This window comes from Clavibacter sp. AC415, from assembly GCF_979252985.1.
Genome location: NZ_CEEDAR010000014.1, coordinates 51,610 through 69,341, shown reverse-complemented (window position 1 = coordinate 69,341; position 17,732 = coordinate 51,610). Strand labels below are relative to the sequence as shown.

12 protein-coding genes and 3 pseudogenes are annotated in these 17,732 nt (G+C 73.9%); 4 read left to right on the top strand and 11 right to left on the bottom strand.

Annotation, left to right across the window (positions count from 1 at the left end; translation table 11 throughout):
* Nucleotides 1-294 precede the first annotated feature (294 nt).
* Both ACZ411_RS05090 and glgB read left to right on the top strand, forming a co-directional pair.
* Nucleotides 295-2,256, top strand: a pseudogene (locus ACZ411_RS05090) (maltotransferase domain-containing protein).
* 5 nt (nt 2,257-2,261) lie between these two features.
* A pseudogene (gene glgB, locus ACZ411_RS05085) lies at nt 2,262-4,609 on the top strand (1,4-alpha-glucan branching protein GlgB); the annotation flags it as partial.
* Between the two features lie 317 nt (nt 4,610-4,926).
* On the opposite strand, the gene ACZ411_RS05080 reads toward glgB, so the two are convergent.
* The 3 genes from ACZ411_RS05080 to ACZ411_RS05070 are packed head-to-tail and all read right to left on the bottom strand — an operon-like array spanning nt 4,927 to nt 7,521.
* On the bottom strand, nt 4,927-5,751 hold the full coding sequence (locus tag ACZ411_RS05080; RefSeq protein ID WP_464168981.1) for a tetratricopeptide repeat protein: 825 nt from the start codon (nt 5,749-5,751) through the stop codon (nt 4,927-4,929).
* On the bottom strand, nt 5,723-5,914 hold the full coding sequence (locus ACZ411_RS05075) for a hypothetical protein (RefSeq protein WP_464168979.1): 192 nt from the start codon (nt 5,912-5,914) through the stop codon (nt 5,723-5,725). Before ACZ411_RS05075 ends, ACZ411_RS05080 begins: the two co-directional genes overlap by 29 nt.
* The gene (locus tag ACZ411_RS05070) at nt 5,911-7,521 is read right to left on the bottom strand and encodes a DUF8094 domain-containing protein (RefSeq protein ID WP_464168977.1); all 1,611 of its coding nucleotides are present in this window, start codon (nt 7,519-7,521) and stop codon (nt 5,911-5,913) included. Before ACZ411_RS05070 ends, ACZ411_RS05075 begins: the two co-directional genes overlap by 4 nt.
* A gap of 533 nt (nt 7,522-8,054) precedes the next feature.
* Here ACZ411_RS05070 and ACZ411_RS05065 point away from each other — a divergent pair.
* Both ACZ411_RS05065 and ACZ411_RS05060 read left to right on the top strand, forming a co-directional pair.
* Complete coding sequence (locus ACZ411_RS05065; RefSeq protein ID WP_464168975.1) at nt 8,055-9,725, top strand: coiled-coil domain-containing protein; 1,671 nt, start codon at nt 8,055-8,057, stop codon at nt 9,723-9,725.
* A 129-nt stretch (nt 9,726-9,854) separates the two neighbouring features.
* Nucleotides 9,855-10,912, top strand: a pseudogene (locus ACZ411_RS05060) (AI-2E family transporter).
* Nucleotides 10,913-10,939: 27 nt separating this feature from the next.
* Here ACZ411_RS05060 and ACZ411_RS05055 read toward each other — a convergent pair.
* The 8 genes from ACZ411_RS05055 to pyrH all read right to left on the bottom strand — a co-directional run bounded on the left by ACZ411_RS05055 (nt 10,940) and on the right by pyrH (nt 17,604).
* A complete protein-coding gene (locus ACZ411_RS05055; protein WP_464168973.1) occupies nt 10,940-11,674 on the bottom strand; it encodes an alpha/beta hydrolase in 735 nt (244 codons plus the stop codon).
* The gene (locus ACZ411_RS05050; protein ID WP_094115641.1) at nt 11,671-11,967 is read right to left on the bottom strand and encodes a hypothetical protein; all 297 of its coding nucleotides are present in this window, start codon (nt 11,965-11,967) and stop codon (nt 11,671-11,673) included. Before ACZ411_RS05050 ends, ACZ411_RS05055 begins: the two co-directional genes overlap by 4 nt.
* 34 nt (nt 11,968-12,001) lie before the next feature.
* The gene (locus ACZ411_RS05045) at nt 12,002-13,732 is read right to left on the bottom strand and encodes a cation:proton antiporter (protein ID WP_464168970.1); all 1,731 of its coding nucleotides are present in this window, start codon (nt 13,730-13,732) and stop codon (nt 12,002-12,004) included.
* Between the two features lie 69 nt (nt 13,733-13,801).
* Entirely contained in the window at nt 13,802-14,398 is a 597-nt protein-coding gene (locus tag ACZ411_RS05040; RefSeq protein WP_464168968.1) for an aggregation-promoting factor C-terminal-like domain-containing protein, read from the bottom strand.
* A 220-nt stretch (nt 14,399-14,618) separates the two neighbouring features.
* Nucleotides 14,619-15,164, bottom strand: coding sequence for a DivIVA domain-containing protein (locus ACZ411_RS05035; protein ID WP_104289103.1), 546 nt, complete (start codon nt 15,162-15,164; stop codon nt 14,619-14,621).
* A 10-nt stretch (nt 15,165-15,174) separates the two neighbouring features.
* The gene (locus ACZ411_RS05030; RefSeq protein ID WP_104289102.1) at nt 15,175-16,215 is read right to left on the bottom strand and encodes a phosphatidate cytidylyltransferase; all 1,041 of its coding nucleotides are present in this window, start codon (nt 16,213-16,215) and stop codon (nt 15,175-15,177) included.
* On the bottom strand, nt 16,216-16,734 hold the full coding sequence (gene frr / locus ACZ411_RS05025) for a ribosome recycling factor (RefSeq protein ID WP_052129175.1): 519 nt from the start codon (nt 16,732-16,734) through the stop codon (nt 16,216-16,218).
* Nucleotides 16,735-16,887: 153 nt separating this feature from the next.
* Nucleotides 16,888-17,604: a UMP kinase gene (gene pyrH / locus ACZ411_RS05020; RefSeq protein WP_094115638.1), complete on the bottom strand. Its 717-nt coding sequence runs from the start codon at nt 17,602-17,604 to the stop codon at nt 16,888-16,890.
* Between the last annotated feature and the right edge of the window lie 128 nt (nt 17,605-17,732).

Sequence of the window (17,732 nt, the reverse complement as noted above, 5' to 3'; positions counted from 1 at the left end):
GCGCCGGTCGAGCAGGTCGAGGCGGTCGAGCCGGAGGCGCCGATCGCGCAGCCCGCCGCACCCGAGGCCGCGGCCGTGCCGGCGGCCTCCCCCGCTCCCCGTCACGCCGCCCCGGACGCCGAGGTCGACGCGAGGCCGGCGACGCCCGCGGCCGACGCCGCGCCGCGCTCCGAGCCGGCCGCCGCGGCGGCCGCACCCGAGCCGACGGCCCCCGAGCCCGCGGCATCCGAGCCGGCGGACGACGACTACGTCCCCGTGATCGGCCGCATCCCGATCCTGTCGCTCACCCCGCAGATCGAGGACGACCTCTGGCCCGCCAAGTCCTTCGTGCACGACGTCGTCCCCTTCGGCGCGACGATCTTCCGCGAGGGCCACGACCTCATCGGCGCCGACGTCGAGCTCACCGACCCCGCCGGGCGGACCACCTCGCACCGCATGTCCCTCGACGCCGCGAAGCCCGGCCTCGACCGGTGGACCACCCGGGCGCAGCTGGAGACCCAGGGGGTCTGCGACGTGGCGCGTGAGCGCCTGGTCGGACGACTACGGCACCTGGCTGCACAACGCCGAGATCAAGGTCCCCGCGGGCCTCGACGTCGACGTCATGCTCGCCCTCGGCGCTGAGCTCCTCGAGCGCGCCGCCGCGGACGACGCCCGCACCCCCGACGACCAGGGCGTCCTCCGCGATGCGCTCGCCGGCCTCGCCGACACCGGACGCACGGCCGAGGAGCGCCTCGCCGCCGCCACCTCGCCCGAGGTCCACGCCGCCGTCGACCGCGTGCCGGTCCGCAGCCTCGTCACCCTCTCCCCGCGCGCACGATCGTGGTGGAGCGCGAGCGCGCCGCCGTCGGGTCCTGGTACGAGTTCTTCCCCCGCTCCGAGGGCGCCGTCCAGCACGCGGACGGCTCCTGGACGAGCGGCACCTTCCGGACCGCGGCCGACCGCCTGCCCGCGATCCGCGACATGGGCTTCGACGTGGTCTACATCCCGCCGGTGCACCCCATCGGCCGCACGAACCGCAAGGGCCCGAACAACACCCTCACCGCGGGACCGCACGACCCGGGCTCGCCCTCGGCATCGGCTCCGAGGACGGCGGGCACGACAGCATCCACCCCGACCTCGGCACGGCGGACGACTTCCGCGCGTTCGTCGACGCGGTCGCGGCGCGACGGCATGGAGCTCGCGATCGACATCGCGCTGCAGGCCTCCCCCGACCACCCGTGGGTCACCACGCACCCGGAGCTCTTCACGACGCTGCCGGACGGCTCGATCGCGTTCGCGGAGAACCCGCCGAAGAATACCAGGACATCTACCCTCTGAACTTCGACAACGACCCGGAGGGGTCGTACCGGGAGATGCTGCGCGTCATGCGGGTCTGGCTCGGTCTCGGCGTGAGGATCTTCCGCGTCGACAACCCGCACACCAAGCCGCTGGTGTTCTGGGAGCGCCTCATCCACCAGGCGATGCGCGACGAAGCCCGACGTCGATCTTCCTCAGCGAGGCGTTCACGCGGCCCGCGATGATGCGCACCCTGGCCAAGATCGGCTTCCAGCAGTCGTACACGTACTTCACCTGGCGCAACACGAAGAAGGAGCTCGAGGAGTACCTCACCGAGGTCAGCCGACGAGACGAGCGACTACCTGCGTCCGAACTTCTTCGCGAACACGCACGACATCCTCACGCCGTACCTGCAGTTCGGGCGTGCCGCGTACCGCATCCGCGCGGCCATCGCGGCTGACCTCGTCGCCGTCGTGGGGCATCTACTCCGGCTACGAGCTGATCGAGAACGTCGCGCGCCCCGGCGCCGAGGAGAACATCGACAACGAGAAGTACGAGTTCAAGCCCCGCGACTGGGCGCGGCAGGAGGAGCTCGGCGGCTCCATCGCGGCGGAGATCACGCGCCTCAACGAGATCCGCCGCGAGCACCCCGCGCTCCGCCAGCTGCGGAACCTCGACGTCCACTGGAGCGACGACGACTCGATCCTCGTGTACTCCAAGCACCTCGCGGCCGAGCACACGGGCACCGGCGAGGCGGACACGGTGCTCGTGGTCGCCAACGTCGACCCGCACTCGGCGCGGGAGACGCAGGTCTACCTCGACCCGACCCGCTTCGGCCTCGCCCAGGACGCCGTGTTCGACGTCGAGGACCTCCTCACCGGCGACGTCTACACCTGGTCGACCTCCAACTTCGTCCGGCTCGACGTGTTCACGCACCCCGTGCACGTGCTCCGGGTCCACCCGACCGCATCGAAGGGATGACGGACATGACCGACACCACCCCCAGCAGGATCCCCGCGACGAGAGCGCCCGACCCGCGCGACGGCGCCGACGTCGTCGTGCCGCCCGCGGCCGAGCCCGACCCCGCGCGCGGCGCGGACGTCACCGTCGACCACGACGCGGCGACCGCCGCGGCATCGGACAGCGCGCCCGGCGACGCCGTACCCGACGCGGCGCCCCTCCCCGAGGTGGCCGACGACGACCTGCGGGCCGTCGCCGAGGGCGTGCACTCCGGCCCGCACTCGGTCCTCGGCCAGCACCCCGTGGGCGACGACCTCGTCGTGGTCCGCGCCCTCCGGCCGCTCGCCGAGGGCGTCGCCGTGGTCCTCGCCACGGGCGCCCGCGTCGAGCTCGCGCACCTCGGGCACGGCGTCTGGCAGGGCGCGCACGAGCTCGGCCTCCAGGACTACGAGGTCGAGGCGCGCTACTCCGACGGCGGCACCTGGACCTCCGACGACCCGTACCGCTTCCTCCCCACCGTCGGCGACCTCGACCTGTACCTGTTCGGCGAGGGCCGCCACGAGCGCCTCTGGGACGTCCTCGGCGCCCAGCACCGCGAGCACTGGGGCGTCGCCCGCACCTACGTCGGCGTCGCGTTCGCCGTGTGGGCGCCGCACGCCCGCGCCGTCCGCGTCATCGGCGGCTTCAACGGCTGGGACGGCGTCCAGCACGCCATGCGCCGCCTCGACGGCAACGGCGTCTGGCAGCTTTCGTCCCGGGCGTCGAGCCCGGCGTCTGACGAGTTCGAGATCCTCACGCAGGCGGGCCACTGGATCGAGAAGGCGGACCCGATGGCCCGCATGACCGAGGTGCCGCCCGCCACCGCGTCGCGCGTCGAGACCAGCGACTACAGCTGGGACGACGCCGCCTGGCTCGAGCAGCGGGCGGCGCGCGACCCGCACGAGTCCCCCATGAGCGTGTACGAGATGCACCTCGGCTCCTGGCGGCCCGGCCTCGGCTACCGCGAGGTCGCCGGGGAGCTCGTCGCGTACCTGCAGGAGCTCGCCTACACGCACGTGGAGTTCCTGCCCCTCGCGGAGCACCCGTTCGGCGGGTCCTGGGGCTACCAGGTGTCCGGCTACTACGCGCCCACCTCGCGCTTCGGCAGCCCGGACGACCTGAAGCACCTCATCGACACCCTGCACCAGGCGGGCATCGGCGTCATCGTCGGACTGGGTCCCGGCCCACTTCCCGAAGGACGCGTTCGCGCTCGCGCAGTTCGACGGCCAGCCGCTCTACGAGCACACCGACCCCCGTCGGGGCGAGCAGCAGGACTGGGGCACGCTCGTCTTCGACTTCGGCCACTCGCAGGTCCGCAACTTCCTCGTCGCGAACGCGCTGTACTGGTTCGAGGAGTTCCACGTCGACGGCCTCCGGGTCGATGCCGTGGCGTCGATGCTGTACCTCGACTACTCGCGCGAGGAGGGCCAGTGGCTCCCCAACGTGCACGGCGGACGCGAGAACCTGGAGGCGATCAGCTTCCTGCAGGAGGTCAACGCCACCGCGTACCGCACCCACCCCGGCGTCGTCATGATCGCCGAGGAGTCCACGAGCTTCCCCGGCGTCACGCGCCCCACGAGCGACGGCGGCCTCGGCTTCGGGCTCAAGTGGAACATGGGCTGGATGCACGACACGCTCGACTACTCCGCCGTCGACCCGATGTACCGCGCGTACCACCACGGCCAGATCACGTTCTCGATGGTCTACGCGTACACCGAGAACTTCCTCCTCCCCATCAGCCACGACGAGGTCGTGCACCGGGAAGGGCTCGCTCTTCGGCAAGATGCCGGGCGACCACTGGCAGAAGCTCGCCAACGTGCGCGCCTACCTGTCCTTCATGTGGTCGCACCCGGGGAAGCAGCTGCTGTTCATGGGCCAGGAGTTCGGGCAGCCGTCCGAGTGGAGCGAGGAGCGCGGGCTCGACTGGTGGATCCTCGACCAGCCCGTCCACCGCGCCCTGTTCGACCTCGTCGGCTCCCTGAACCGCACCTACGTCGACACGCCCGCCCTCTGGGCGCTCGACAACGATCCGGCCGGCTTCGAGTGGATCGACGCGGGTGATGCGCAGCGCAACGTCCTCGCCTTCCTCCGCCGCGACCGCGAGGGCAACCAGGTCGCCGTCGTGCACAACTTCTCGGGCGCGCCGATCTCCGGCTACCGGCTGGGGCTGCCCCAGGCGGGCGTGTGGGAGGAGATCCTCAACACGGACGCGGAGCAGTTCGGCGGATCCGGCGTCGGGAACCTCGGCGCCGTGCACGCGGGCGACGACGGCTGGCACGGCCGGCCGGCGTCGGCGGAGCTCACGCTCCCGCCGCTCGCGGGACTGTGGCTGCGCCTGCGCCAGGACCCGGCCGACCTCGTCGCCGTCGAGGCGCCCGCGCACTCGGCGCCGGACGCCGACGAGTCGCGCGCCGACGGCACGCCCTTCGGCGGCGTCGAGGACGCGGCCGTGCTGCCGCAGTCGTCCGACGAGCAGCCGCCCGTCGAGGCCCTGTCCTCGACGGACGACGCACCGGCCTCGGACGACGGCACCCCGCCGGTGCCCACGGTCGACCGCCCCGCACGCCACGACGGCGCCGCATCCCCACGGGGGTGCGGCGCCGTCGTGCGGGCGGGAGGCGCGTCAGCAGAGCAGGCGCGTCAGTACAGCAGTCAGTACAGCAGGCGCGTCAGGCGGCGCCGGGCGACCGCGACGCGCGGGTCCTCGAGCCCGACGACCTCGAAGTGCTCCAGCAGCCGCAGGCGCACGGCCTCCCGGCCGTCCGCGTCGAGCGAGGGGAACAGCGCGAGGAGCCGGTCGAATGCGTCCTCCACGTGCCCGCCCGAGAGGTCGAGGTCGGCGACGAGGAGCTGCGCGTCGACGTCCGCCGGTGCGGCGGCCGCGGCGGCGCGGATCTGGTCGGCGGCCGTGCCGTCGAGGCGGTGGAGGAGGCTGACCTGCGCGAGGCCCGCGACCGCGAGGGCGTCGCGGGGGTTCTGCGCTATCGCGGCGCGGTACTCGGCCGCGGCGGCCGCGTAGTCGCCCTGCTCGATGTGGGCATACGCCTCGGCGTGGTGCGGCGGCAGCGGCTCCTCGACCGGGGCGGCGGGCACGGCCGATCCGCCGGGCGCCGTGGCGGACCCCGTGACGCCGTTCTGCTGGGCGAGCTCCAGCACCTGCTGGATGACGTCGCGCACCTGGTCCTCGGGGATCACGCCCGCGAACAGGCCGACGGGGCGCCCGCCGATGAGGGCGGCCACGGTCGGCACGGTCTGGGCCTGGAACGCCTGGCCGAGCTGCGGGCTCTGGTCGACGTCGATGCGGACGAGGAGGACCCGGCCGCCCTGCTCGGTGACGACGCGCTCCAGCACGGGCGACAGCTCGCGGCTGGAGGCGAGCCCCGTCGAGACGAGCTCGACGATGACCGGGACCACCGACGAGATGTCGAGGAACCGGGTGAACGTGGCGTCATCCGCCGCGAGCACGAGGCCGGGCACGTCGACCGTCTGCGGGGCGCCCGCTGCGTCGGCGGGCTCCGGGCGATGCCGGTGCCCCGGCGGGCGCGGGCCCTCCGGGGGTCGCGGCGGGCGCCCGGTTCACGAGCGAGGACAGGTCGACGGCGCCGCGGAGGCTCGCGGCGGAGGGGGGCACGTTCGTCATGGGAGCTCCTTGGCCGAGGTGATGTGGGTGCTGGAGGCGTACAGGCGGATCTTCTCGCCCGAGTTCACGGGCGGCACGTACATGAGCATCTGCGCCGTGCGGACGGTGTCGAAGCCCTTGGCCGAGTCGGTGAGGCCCGTGATCGCCTGGACCTCGGGGTTGGCGTTGACCTTCGCGCCCTCGGTCGTGGGCTTGGCCACGATGCCGAGCTGCACGGTCACGCTCACGAGCGCGCCGGACTCGACCGTCGACATCGCGACGGGCGTCGCCGTGTCGGCCGTCGCGGCGAACTCGACGGTGCCGGTCTCGCCGATGGAGGCCGGGAAGTCGACCTTCCGCTTGGCGTCCTGCGCCCGCACGCCGTCGTCCGTGGCGTCGAACAGGTCGGCGTACTGGCTGCCGTCGCCGTTGTTCAGCACGTCCGCGTACGCCTCGGACAGCTGGTCGGGCTGGAGGGCGAGCAGCTTCACGTCCGCGGCCAGGCGGGCCGCGCCGATGGCGGCGGGGGCGACGTCCGGGAGCGCGGCCGTGGTGCTGACGGGCATGGCGTAGACGACGCGGTAGTTCTCCCGCGGGCTGTCCTGCACGAGCGTCAGGGACAGCGTGGGCGCGTCGTCGGCGTCCGGGTCCTTGACGACGGCGGCGATCGTGCGCGGCCACGTCAGCGTGGCCTGCGGGAGGGTCAGCTGCAGGTCGCCGGCGGGGATGGCCGGCACCGCCGGGATGTCGGGCTTCGCCTTCCGCACCTGGTAGTCGGAGGTGCGCTCCTGGAGCGCGGGACCGGCGAACCGCGGGGCGAGCGTCGCGGCGTCGAGGGACTCGTCGGCCGTGGCGGCGACCTCGGCGACGCGGGAGACGATGCGCTCCGCCTGGTCCTCGGTGACGACGGGCGGGTCCGCGTCCTCCGCCTCGCGCGCCGCGTCGAGCGACGACGACGGCGTGGGGGTCGCCGTCGACCCGACGCCCGCGGCGAGGTCGGCCGGGGCACCCTGGGCGGTGCAGCCGCCGAGGGCGAGGCCGGTGACGACCAGGACGGGCAGCGCGACCATGCCGCGGCGCCCGCGCCCGCGGGGGGCCGGGGCGGCGCCCGTGCCCGCGGTCAGCGCCGCGCGCCGGGCGCCGGGACCGACGCGCGGGATGCGCGGGCCGCCGCGCGGCGGCAGGTTGCGGCGCGGGCCGCGGCTGCGGCGCAGGTGGCGGATGGCGAGGAGGTACAGCACGAGGCCGACGACGAGCAGCACGATGCCGCCGATCACGAGCGGGACGACCCAGGGCGACTCGCCCTCGGTCGGCCAGGAGACGGAGACCTCCGCGGGCGCGGCGGCCTGCCCGTCGGTGGCGACGAGGAGGCTCACGTCGTCGGGGAGCCGGGCGCCGAGCTCGAGCTCGCCGTCGCCGGTCTGCTCCGCGAGCCAGAGGTCGGATCCGCGCGGGTCGGTGACCGCGGCTTCCGTGCCCGCGTCGGTCCCGGCGTCCGTCCCCGCGTCCGTCCCGGAGGCGTCGGCGGTGGGGCTCGGCGTGGGCGCGGGGGCGTCGGCCCGCACGACCTCGGTCGTCATGGCGCCCTGGTCGTCGACCGCGACGCGGGTGTACGGGCTCGTGCCCACCCAGGCCTCGACGTCGACGGTGGGCGCGTACGCCGCGAAGACCTCGCCGTCCCCGCGGATGACGGTGTCCTGCAGGCCCGGGGTTGGCGTTGAGCGCCTTCCCGTCGACGACCGTGTACGCGGCGCCTCCCGCGGACGTCGTGGCCGCGGTGAGGCGGTCCGGCCCGGCCAGGAAGGTGTGCTGGGCGATCCCCAGCCCGATCATGAGGGCCGCGACCACGAAGGTCGCGATCGCCAGGACGAATCGCACGGGTGTCTCCTCCGTGTCGTCGCGGGCGGAAGCTGCGGGAGCGGCGGTCGGGCGGGCCGACCACGGCTGCCGGCGAGCACGGGTGCTCTCGCGACGTTCCGCCGTGCTGCGGGCGGACCGGCGGCGGACGACGACATCGAAGGATACCGGACGACCCTGGGAGCGCCTCCGCCGGCCGCTCGGCACCCGGGGCGACGGCCGGGCCCGCGGACCGCCGACTCGGTAGGATCGGCACCTGCCGCGCCTCCGTCCGGCGTGCGCGCGCCCCCGCGAAGGAGTCCCCGTGCCCCACGACGACACGCCGTTCAGCCCCGCCATGCGCGGCTACAACCGCGACGAGGTCGACCGGGCCGTCGCCGACCTCCGCCGCGAGCTCATCCGCTCCAACCAGCAGGGCGCCGAGAGCCGGGCCGAGGCGGAGCGCCTCCGCCGCAGCGAGCAGGAGCTGCGCGACGAGCTCGAGGAGGTCGGCAGCCCGACGTTCGCGGGCCTCGGCACGCGGCTCGAGGCGACCCTCCGCGTGGCGGAGGAGCAGTCCACCCGGCTCGTGGCGCAGGCGGACGCCGACGCGGCGCGCCTCCGCCGCTCCACGCAGGAGGAGACGGACGCGCAGCGCGCCGAGGCCGAGGCCACCGCCCGCCACCTCGTCGACTCCGCCCGCGCGCAGACGGCGCAGATCCTGGACGCCGCCCGTCGCGAGGCGGACGACCTGCGCGAGCGGGCCGACGACCGCGCCGAGGGGCTCCGCAGCGACGCGGAGCGCGAGGCCGCGGCGCTCCTGCTGCGCACCCGCACCGAGGTCGCCGACCTCCGCGGGGCCGCCCGCCGCGACACCGACGCCGAACGCGCCGAGGCCGCCCGCGAGGTGGCGGAGCTCCGCGCCCGGGTCGACCGCGAGACGGACGAGGCCCGGCGCGATGCGGCCGACCTCGACCGTGGAACCGCGCTGGCCCGCGGAGCGCTCGACCGCGAGCTGGCCGATGCCCGGGCCCGCCACGACGAGACGGTCGCCGAGGAGCGCGCGGACCTCGACCGCGACGTGCGGGAGACCGAGGAGCGCCTGCGGCTCGACGAGGAGACGCAGCGCATCGCCCTGACCCGGCTCGACGAGCAGACCCGCGCCGACCTCGACCGCGAGATCGAGCAGGCGCGCACCGACTGGGAGCGCGAGCTGCAGGCGTCGCGCGACGACTTCGACCGGCGGATCCACGCGGACCGCACCGCGTTCGACCGCGACGTCGAGGAGACCCGCGCCGCCCTCGAGCGGGAGATCGCCGAGACGCGCGAGGCGCTCGATCTCGAGGTGGCGACCGTGCGCGGCGACCTCGTGCGCGACGTCGACGAGGCCCTGGACGGACCTGGCCCGCGACATCGCCCAGGGGACCGAGACCCTGGAGCGCGAGACGCGCGCCACGCGCGCCCAGCTGGAGCTCGAGGCGGTCACCGCGCGCTCGGCGCTGGAGCGCGAGATCGCCGAGGCCGAGGCCCTGGAGGCCGACCGCCGCGAGGCGGAGCGGCTCCGCCTCGAGCGCGAGGCGGCCGACGTCCGGCGCGGCATCGCCGCCGAGGCCGAGGAGGCGCGCCTGCTCCTCAGCCGCGAGATCGAGCAGGGCCACCTCGACCTCGATGCGGAGATCACCGCGCGGCGCGACCACGACGCCCGCGAGACGGCCGACCGCCAGCGCGAGGCCGCCGATCGCACCGCCGCCTACCTCGCCGAGGCCGAGGCGCGCCTCCAGGAGGTCACGGCGCTCCTCTCCTCCACCCGCGACGAGGCCGAGGCCCTCGCGGTCGAGAGCCGCGAGGGCGCGCGGAAGGCGCGGGAGGACGCCGACCACGACGCCCGCGCCGCCGTCGCCGACGCGGAGCGCCGTGCGCGCGAGACCGTCGCCGACGCCGAGCGCCGTGCGCGCGAGGCCGTCGCCGACGCCGAGGAGCGCCTCGACCGCATTAGGATCGAGCGCGAGGCGGTGGCCGCGTACCTCGAGAACGTCCGCGGCGTGCTGACCCAGGCGGACGGCTCCTCCTCCGACGAAGCACCCCGCACCGCGCGCTGAGCGCCCGCCGACTCGGAAGAGCCCACGTGAAGATCCAGAACCCCTACCGTCTCGGCCTGCTCGCGGGTCTCGGCGTCCTCACCGCGCTCGTCATCGGCGGCGCGCTGGTCTCCCTCGGGACCGTCCTCACCTACGTGGGCACGGCGATCTTCCTGGCGCTCGGCATCGACCCGCTCGTCACCTTCCTCGAGCGCAAGGGCGTGCCGCGTCCGCTCGCCATCCTCGTCATCTTCCTGGTCCTGCTCGGATCCCTCGCGGGCATCCTGCTCGCGGTCATCCCGGTCGTCGTCAACCAGGCGAGCCTGCTCGTGACGCAGATCGTCGAGTACGCGCAGAGCGTGAGCGGCGACCAGTTCATCGAGAACCTGCAGTCGTTCGTGCCGCGCGAGGTCTTCGACGTGCAGAGCGGCGCCGACCAGCTCATCCAGTACCTCACCAACGCGGCCAACGTCGCGACGATCACGGGCAACGTCCTCAACGTCGCCTTCACGATCGGCAACTTCCTGTTCGGCATGGTGATCATCGTGATCCTCACCATGTACTTCACGGCCTCGCTCAACTCGTTCAAGAGCGGCCTCTACAAGCTCGTGCCGGCCACCCGGCGCGCGCGCTTCGCCGACATCGCCGAGCAGATCACGCAGTCCGTCGGCCGCTACGTCACCGGCCAGGTGGGGCTCGCGCTCTGCAACGGCGTGCTCAGCTTCATCTACCTGAGCATCGTGGGCGCGGCGCTCCCCGCCGTGTGGGCGTTCATCGCGTTCCTGTTCTCGCTGCTGCCGCTCGTCGGCACCATCACGGGCTCGGCGCTGATCGTGGTCGGGCAGATCGTGCTCCTGCCCGAGTCGATGAACACCTGGATCGCCGTGGCGGTCTACTACCTCGTCTACATGCAGGTCGAGGCGTACGTGCTGAGCCCGAACATCATGAACCGGGCGGTCAAGGTGCCGGGCGTCATCGTCGTCATCGCAGCGCTGACGGGGGCACCCTGCTCGGGGTCCTGGGAGCGCTCATCGCCGTGCCGGTGGCCGCGGCGGTGCTGCTCATCATCCGCCAGGTCGCCATCCCGCTGCAGAACGAGCGCTGACCTCCCCGCCTCGCGCGGCCCGCGGCATCAGCCCGCGGGCGGCCACTCCGTCGGGAGCGGCAGCGCCTGCGGGTGGACGGTCCGGACGATCTCGGTGAGGACGCGCGACACCTGGGTCTCCCCCACCCACAGGTGCTTCGCGCCGTCCACGGCGATGAGCTCCGCCTCGGGCACCGACGCGAACCGCTCGCGGGCCTCGGCGGGCTGCAGGAAGTCGTCGTGCTCGGGTACCAGGATCACGAGGCGGCGCGGGTCGCCGTGCCAGGCGGCCACCTCGTCGGCCGTCGCCCGGTGCAGCGGCGGGGACAGCAGGATCGCGCCCTCCACGGGGTGCTGCCGACCGTGCCGGAGCGCGACCTCGGTGCCGAAGGACCAGCCGACGATCCAGGGGGCGGGCAGCCCGCGCTCGGCGACGAGGTCCATCGCGGCCGCCAGGTCGTGGCGCTCGGCCTCCCCGCCGTCGAAGGCGCCGTCGCTCGTGCCGCGCGCCGACGTGGTGCCGCGGGTGTTGAAGCGGAGCACCGCGAGGTCCGCCATTGCGGGGAGCCGGAGCGCGGCCTTCCGCAGCACGTGGGAGTCCATGAAGCCGCCGGCCGTCGGCAGCGGGTGCAGGGTCACGAGCGTGGCGACGGGATCCCGGTCCGCCGGCAGCGCGAGCTCGCCGACGAGCGTGAGGCCGTCGGCCGTCCGCAGCTCGACGTCCTCGCGGCGGGCCGGGGAGCTCGGTGGAGCTCGTGATGGGCGGGGGGCGGTGTCCGTCATGAGACCTTCCAGCAGTGGGTGTGCCAGTGGCGGCGGGCGGCGAGGTCGCTCTGCTCGCCCATCATCCCGTCGGCGCGCCAGGCGACGACGTGCGCGTGGCCGGGCTCGATGTCGAGCGTGCAGCCGGGGCAGCGGTAGACCTTGACGGCGCGGGCCGCCGAGACGGGCTGCACGTTCCACACGCGTCCGCGACGGGTCTCGGTGTGCTGCGAGCCGCTCAGGAGACGCGCCAGGACGTCCTCCTCCTCGTCCTCGCGCAGCCGTCTCCCCCGGGGTCGATTGCTGCGCGGCATGATCCGATCCTAGGCCGACCCGGCGGGCCTCCCGTCAGCCGGCGTCGCCCCGCCGGCCGAGGCGCGCCTCCTCCTGGTCGAGGATCCGCTGCGCCCGGGCGAGCACGCGCGAGGGGTGCTCCCCCGCCCCGCGGGCCTCCCGGAGGGCCTCGCGCTCGGCGTCGAGGGCCTTCCGCCGGAGGAGGAGGTAGGCGGCGCGCGGCGTCAGTGACGCGTCGACGTCTGCCGCCATGTCGTCGGCCCGCTCCGCGACCCGCTCGGCCTTCATCGCGGTGTCCCGGCGCACCCGCTCGACGGTCTCGTCGTCCACCACGGTCCCCTCGGGGAGCGCCCGCACCCCCTCGTCCACGGCGCGCATGCCCGCACGGGTCAGCTCCGCGACGAGCTCGGCGAGGTGCCGCTGGTCCTCCACAGCGTCGCTCCCGCGGATCCCGCTCAGGCGGATGACGGTGGGCAGCGTCCCTCCGTTGACGAGGAGGCTGCCGATGGCGACCGTGAAGGCGATGAGCACGAGCTGCGCCCGGTACGGCGTCTCCGACGGCAGCGACTGCGCCGCCGCGAGCGTCACCACGCCGCGCATCCCCGCCCAGCCGAGCACCAGCCCGCCGCGCCAGCCGAGCCCCTGCGATCGGAGGGCGCGCAGGTCCGCGCCCCGGCGGCGGAGGATCCGCGCGGCGGCCCGCTCCCGACGGGAGGGCCGCTCGTCGCCGCGCGCGCTCCGCAGCCGCTCGAGGCCGCGCCGGACCCGCCGCGTGCGCGCCGCAACGTGCGCCTCGTGGCGACGGATCCCGAGCAGGAGCGGCACCAGGAAGCCGAAGCGCAGGAGGGTCAGGACGACGAGGGTGAGGATCCCGTACGCCACGGCCGTGCCGACTCCGAGGTCCGCCTCGTGCACCTCGTCGACGATGTCCCGGAGCTCGAGCCCCATGAGCAGGAACACGCCGTTCTCGAGGAGGAACAGGACGGTCCGCCAGTTGAGCCGCTCGTTGATGCGCGACGACGCCGAGAGCGTCGACGCGCTCCGGTGCCCCGACCAGATGCCGGCCGCCACCACGGCGAGCACGCCCGAGGCGCCCACCTCCTCGGCGGGGATGAACGCGACGAAGGGCACCGCGAACGAGATGGCGGTGTCGAGCACGGGATCGTCGAGCCGCCGCCGCACCTCGGTGGTCACCACGCCGACCGCGAGCCCGATCGCCAGCGCGCCGACGGCGGAGAGGAGGAAGCCGCCGGCCGCCGCCCACAGGTCCACGGACGCGCCGACCGCGGCGATGGACGTGCGCAGGAGCACGAGCGCGGTCGCGTCGTTGACCAGCCCCTCCCCCTCCAGCACCGTGACGAGGCGCGGCGGGAGCCCCAGTCGCCGGGCGATGCTCGTGGCCGCGACGGCGTCGGGCGGGCTCACGACGGCGCCGAGCGCGAGGGCGCCCGCGAAGGACAGGTCGGGGAAGAGCGCGTACAGGAGGAGGCCGATCCCGAAGGCCGAGACGAGGACCAGGACGACCGACAGGCTGACGATGGTGCGGAGGTTGCGACGCAGGTCGACGAGTGGGACGGTGACGGCGGCCCCGTAGAGCAGGGGCGGCAGCACGCCGGCGAGGATCAGCTCGGGCGGCACCTCCACGGGCGGCACGCCGGGCAGGTACGAGATGCCGACGCCGACGAGCACCAGCACGAGCGGTGTCGCCACCCGGATCCGCCGTGCCAGGAGCGTGACGGCGACCAGGATCGCGATCCCGGCGACGCCGAGAGCCGCGTAGTCCATGCACCGAGGCTAGCCCGGCACAGGATCCCCCGGCGTCACGCGCGGGAGGGGACGGCAGCAGGCTCCCGGTCAGTACCAGTTCTTCAGGACGCTGTGCGCCTTCGCACCGCACGGGGAGCCGTAGCGCGAGTCGATGTAGCCGAGGCCCCAGGTGATCTGCGTGGCGGGGTTCGTCTGCCAGTCCGCACCGGCCGACGCCATCTTGCTGCCGGGCAGGGCCTGCGGGATGCCGTAGGCGCCGCTCGGGTTGTAGGCGTTGACCCGCCACCCGGACTCCTTGGTCCACAGGTAGTCGAGGCAGGCGTACTGGTCGTCGCCCATGCCCCGCGCGGCGAGGATGCTGCGGGCGATGCCCTTCGCGCTCCCGGGGTCCGGTATGGCGATGGCGCCGCCGCCCGAACCCGTGCCCGGGGACTTCGCGGCCGAGCCGGACCCGGTGGACGGCGAGGGCGTCTCCACGGGCGGCGGCGGGGGCGGCGGCGGCGCCACGCCCTCGAAGCCCGGCTCGATGTCCACGGCCGTCTCGGCGTCCGCGACCGTGAGGCTCTGGGCGTCCGCCCGGGCCAGCTGCGCGACGGTGGTCTGGTACTCCTGTATACTGCGGGTTCGCGACCGCGCCGGACGTCGGGTCGACCACGTTGACGAGCATGAACGCGGCTGCGGCACCGAAGGCGATGGTGGGGGCGACCGCGCGCGAGAACGCCGACCGCCGTCGCGGGACGGACCTCGGTGCGGCGGTGAGCGGCTGGCGAGGAGCGAGGTCGTGCGCGTGTCTACCCATGTCTGGCAACGACTTTACCGAACCGTTACCGAGATGGCGACTCCAGGAGCGGATCGGGGGCGTGCACCCAGGCGGGGACCGCACCGGGGAGCACCGCAGGTGCGCTCAGCGGACGGCGTTCATCACGTCGATGACCGCGTCGAGGAGCAGGTCGACCTGGGCCTCCCGGTAGCCGCCCCGGCGGGGGTGGAACGCGACCGTGCGCACGTCGTCGACGCTCATGGGCTTCGTGCCGCGGAAGTACTTGGCGATGCGGTCCGCGAACCGGTCCACCTCGCGCCGGTCGTACCCCGTCGTCAGGAGCCCTGCGCGGTCGAACCGCTCCCCCGACGGCCTGCTCACCCGGTCGAGGATCTCCTGGGCGGCCCGCCGGGCCTCGGCGTTCCACGCGTCGGCGCCGACCCGGGCGACGGTGCGGTCGCGCTCGCGGACGGCGAAGGCGTCCTCCAGGCGCTCGAGCACCCGGTCCACCGCAGCCGCGGAGTAGCCGCCGCGCCGCATGTCGAAGGACACCCGGCGGATCGTCTCGGAGGTCAGCGACCGGTCGGCCTCGTCGTCGTACGCGCGGCGCGCATCGCGCAGGAACGCATCGACCTGGGCCGGTTCGTAGCCGCGCTGGCGGCGCCCGGCGCTCGGGAAGGTGGTGGTCATCCGGGACATCCTACGAGGCACCGCCCGTGACGATGAGGTACAGCGCATAGGCCACGGCGGCCGACGGCAGCACGGAGTCGAGGCGGTCGAGGAACCCCCCGTGGCCCGGGAGCCAGGAGCTGATGTCCTTCACACCGAGATCGCGCTTGATCAGCGACTCGGCCAGGTCGCCCAGCGTCGCGGTGACCAGGATGACGAGGCCGAGCACGATCCCGAACCACCACGCCTGCTGGATCATGAACAGCGAGAGCAGGATCCCCGCGAGCACCGCCGCCACCGCGGCGCCGGCGAAGCCCTCCCACGTCTTCTTGGGGCTGATGGTCGGCGCCATAGGGTGCTTGCCGAAGTTGAGCCCCGCGATGTAGGCGCCGGTGTCGCAGCAGACGACGAGGATCAGGAAGGCGAGCGTCCACCACTCCCCGCCGTCCTCGGCGGTGAGCAGCACGGCGAACGAGCCGAGGAGCCCCACGTAGGCGAGGAGGAAGGTGCTCGATCCGATGTCGCCGAGCACCGCCCGCGTCGACGTGCGCCGCGCGGGCAGCACCTGCTCGACGATGCGCCACAGGGCGAGGAAGGCCATCGCGCCGAGGAGCCCGAGCCACTGGCCGTCCGGACGCCCGTAGTACGTGATCGGGAGCAGCGCGACGACAGCGATGACCGACCCCACGCGCGGGACACGGCGCCCGGCCTGCCGGAGCGCCGTGGCGAGCTCGTAGGCCGTGAACGCCATGAGGGCGATCGCGATGAGCAGGAAGAGCTGCTTCTCCACCACGAGGCTCACGAGCACCACGCCGCCGAGCAGGAGCCCGACGGCGACCGCGAAGAGGAGGTTGCGGCCGGTGCGCGCGTTGATGCGGTCGTTGGTCGCCTCGAGGGAGGCGCGCGTGGCTCGCACCTGCGCGGTGAGGTCGGCGCGCGTCGCCTGGACCTGGGCCTCGAAGTCGGCGCGCGTCACGCGGCCGCGATGACGGCGGATCCGCGGCGCCCCGTCGGGCCCCGATGCGGGCGGGACCACGGGCGCCCGCTCGGCGGGATCCTCGGGGCTGACCACCTAGACCTCGAGGAGTTCGGTCTCTTTGCGCTTCAGCGCGTCGTCGACCTGGTCCGTGTGCGTCTTGGTGAGGGCCTCGAGCTCCTTCTCCCCGCGGGCGACCTCGTCGTCGCCGACCTCGCCCTTGAGCGCGTCGAGCTCGTCCTTCGAGCGGCGGCGGACGTTGCGGACGCTCACCCGCCCCTCCTCGGCCTTGCCGCGGACGATCTTCACGAACTCCTTGCGGCGGTCCTCGGTGAGCTCGGGGAGCGTCAGGCGCACCATCTCGCCGTCGTTGCCGACCGTGGCGCTGAGGTTGGGGACGTTGACGAGGGCCTTCTCGATCTCCTTGAGGGCCGTCTTGTCGTAGGGCGTGACGATGAGCGTGCGGGCCTCGGGGTTGTTCATGCTGGCGAGCTGACCGAGGGGCGTGGGGCTGCCGTAGTACTCGACCATGACCTTCTGGAACAGGGCGGGGTTGGCACGGCCCGTGCGCACGGTGCCGAAGTCCTCCTTCACCGACTCGACGGCCTTGCCCATCCGGTCTCGGGCATCTGCGAGTACTTCGGCGACGGTCACGGGATCTCCTTCGGTAGCGCGGACGCGGTGGGCGTCCGATCGATCTTAACGCGGTCGGGGCGGCACGACCGCCCGGCACGGCCCGCGGGGCATCGCGCCGGGCGGCGGCTCTCGTCAGTTGGAGACGATGGTGCCGATGCGCTCGCCCCGGATCGCGCGGGTCACGTTGCCGCCCGGCTCCATGCCGAAGACGACCATCTTCATGTCGTTGTCCATGCACAGGCTGAAGGCGGTGGAGTCGACGACCTTGAGGCCGCGCTGCAGCGCATCCTGGTAGGTGACGGTCTCGAGGAGGGTCGCGGAGGAGTCCGTGCGCGGGTCGCCCGTGTAGACGCCGTCGACGCCGTTCTTCGCGACCAGGACCTCCGTGGCCGAGATCTCCAGCGCCCGCTGGGCGGCCACGGTGTCGGTCGAGAAGTAGGGCAGCCCTGCGCCCGCGCCGAAGATGACGATGCGGCCCTTCTCGAGGTGGCGCACGGCGCGACGGGGGATGTACGGCTCGGCGACCTGGGTCATGGAGATGGCCGACTGCACGCGGGTGGCGGCGCCGGCCTGCTCCAGGAAGTCCTGCAGGGCGAGGGCGTTCATGACGGTGCCCAGCATGCCCATGTAGTCGGCGCGGCCGCGGTCCATGCCGCGCTGCGAGAGCTGGGCACCGCGGAAGAAGTTGCCGCCGCCGACCACGATGGCGACCTCGACGGTCTTCGCGGCCTCGGCGATCTCGCGGGCCAGCGAGCTCACGACGTCCGGGTCGACGCCCATCTGGCCGCCGCCGAAGGACTCCCCGGAGAGCTTGAGGAGGACGCGGCGGGTGGTGGTGTCATCGGTCATGGTGCTGTTCCCGTCCTTGCGTTCCGGTCGCCGGATCCGGCCCCGGTCCAATCTAGTGCGACGCCCGGCGGGGGCGGCGGCGGATCGCGGCGCCGCACCCCGGCGGGCATGGAGAGGGGAGCCCGGGT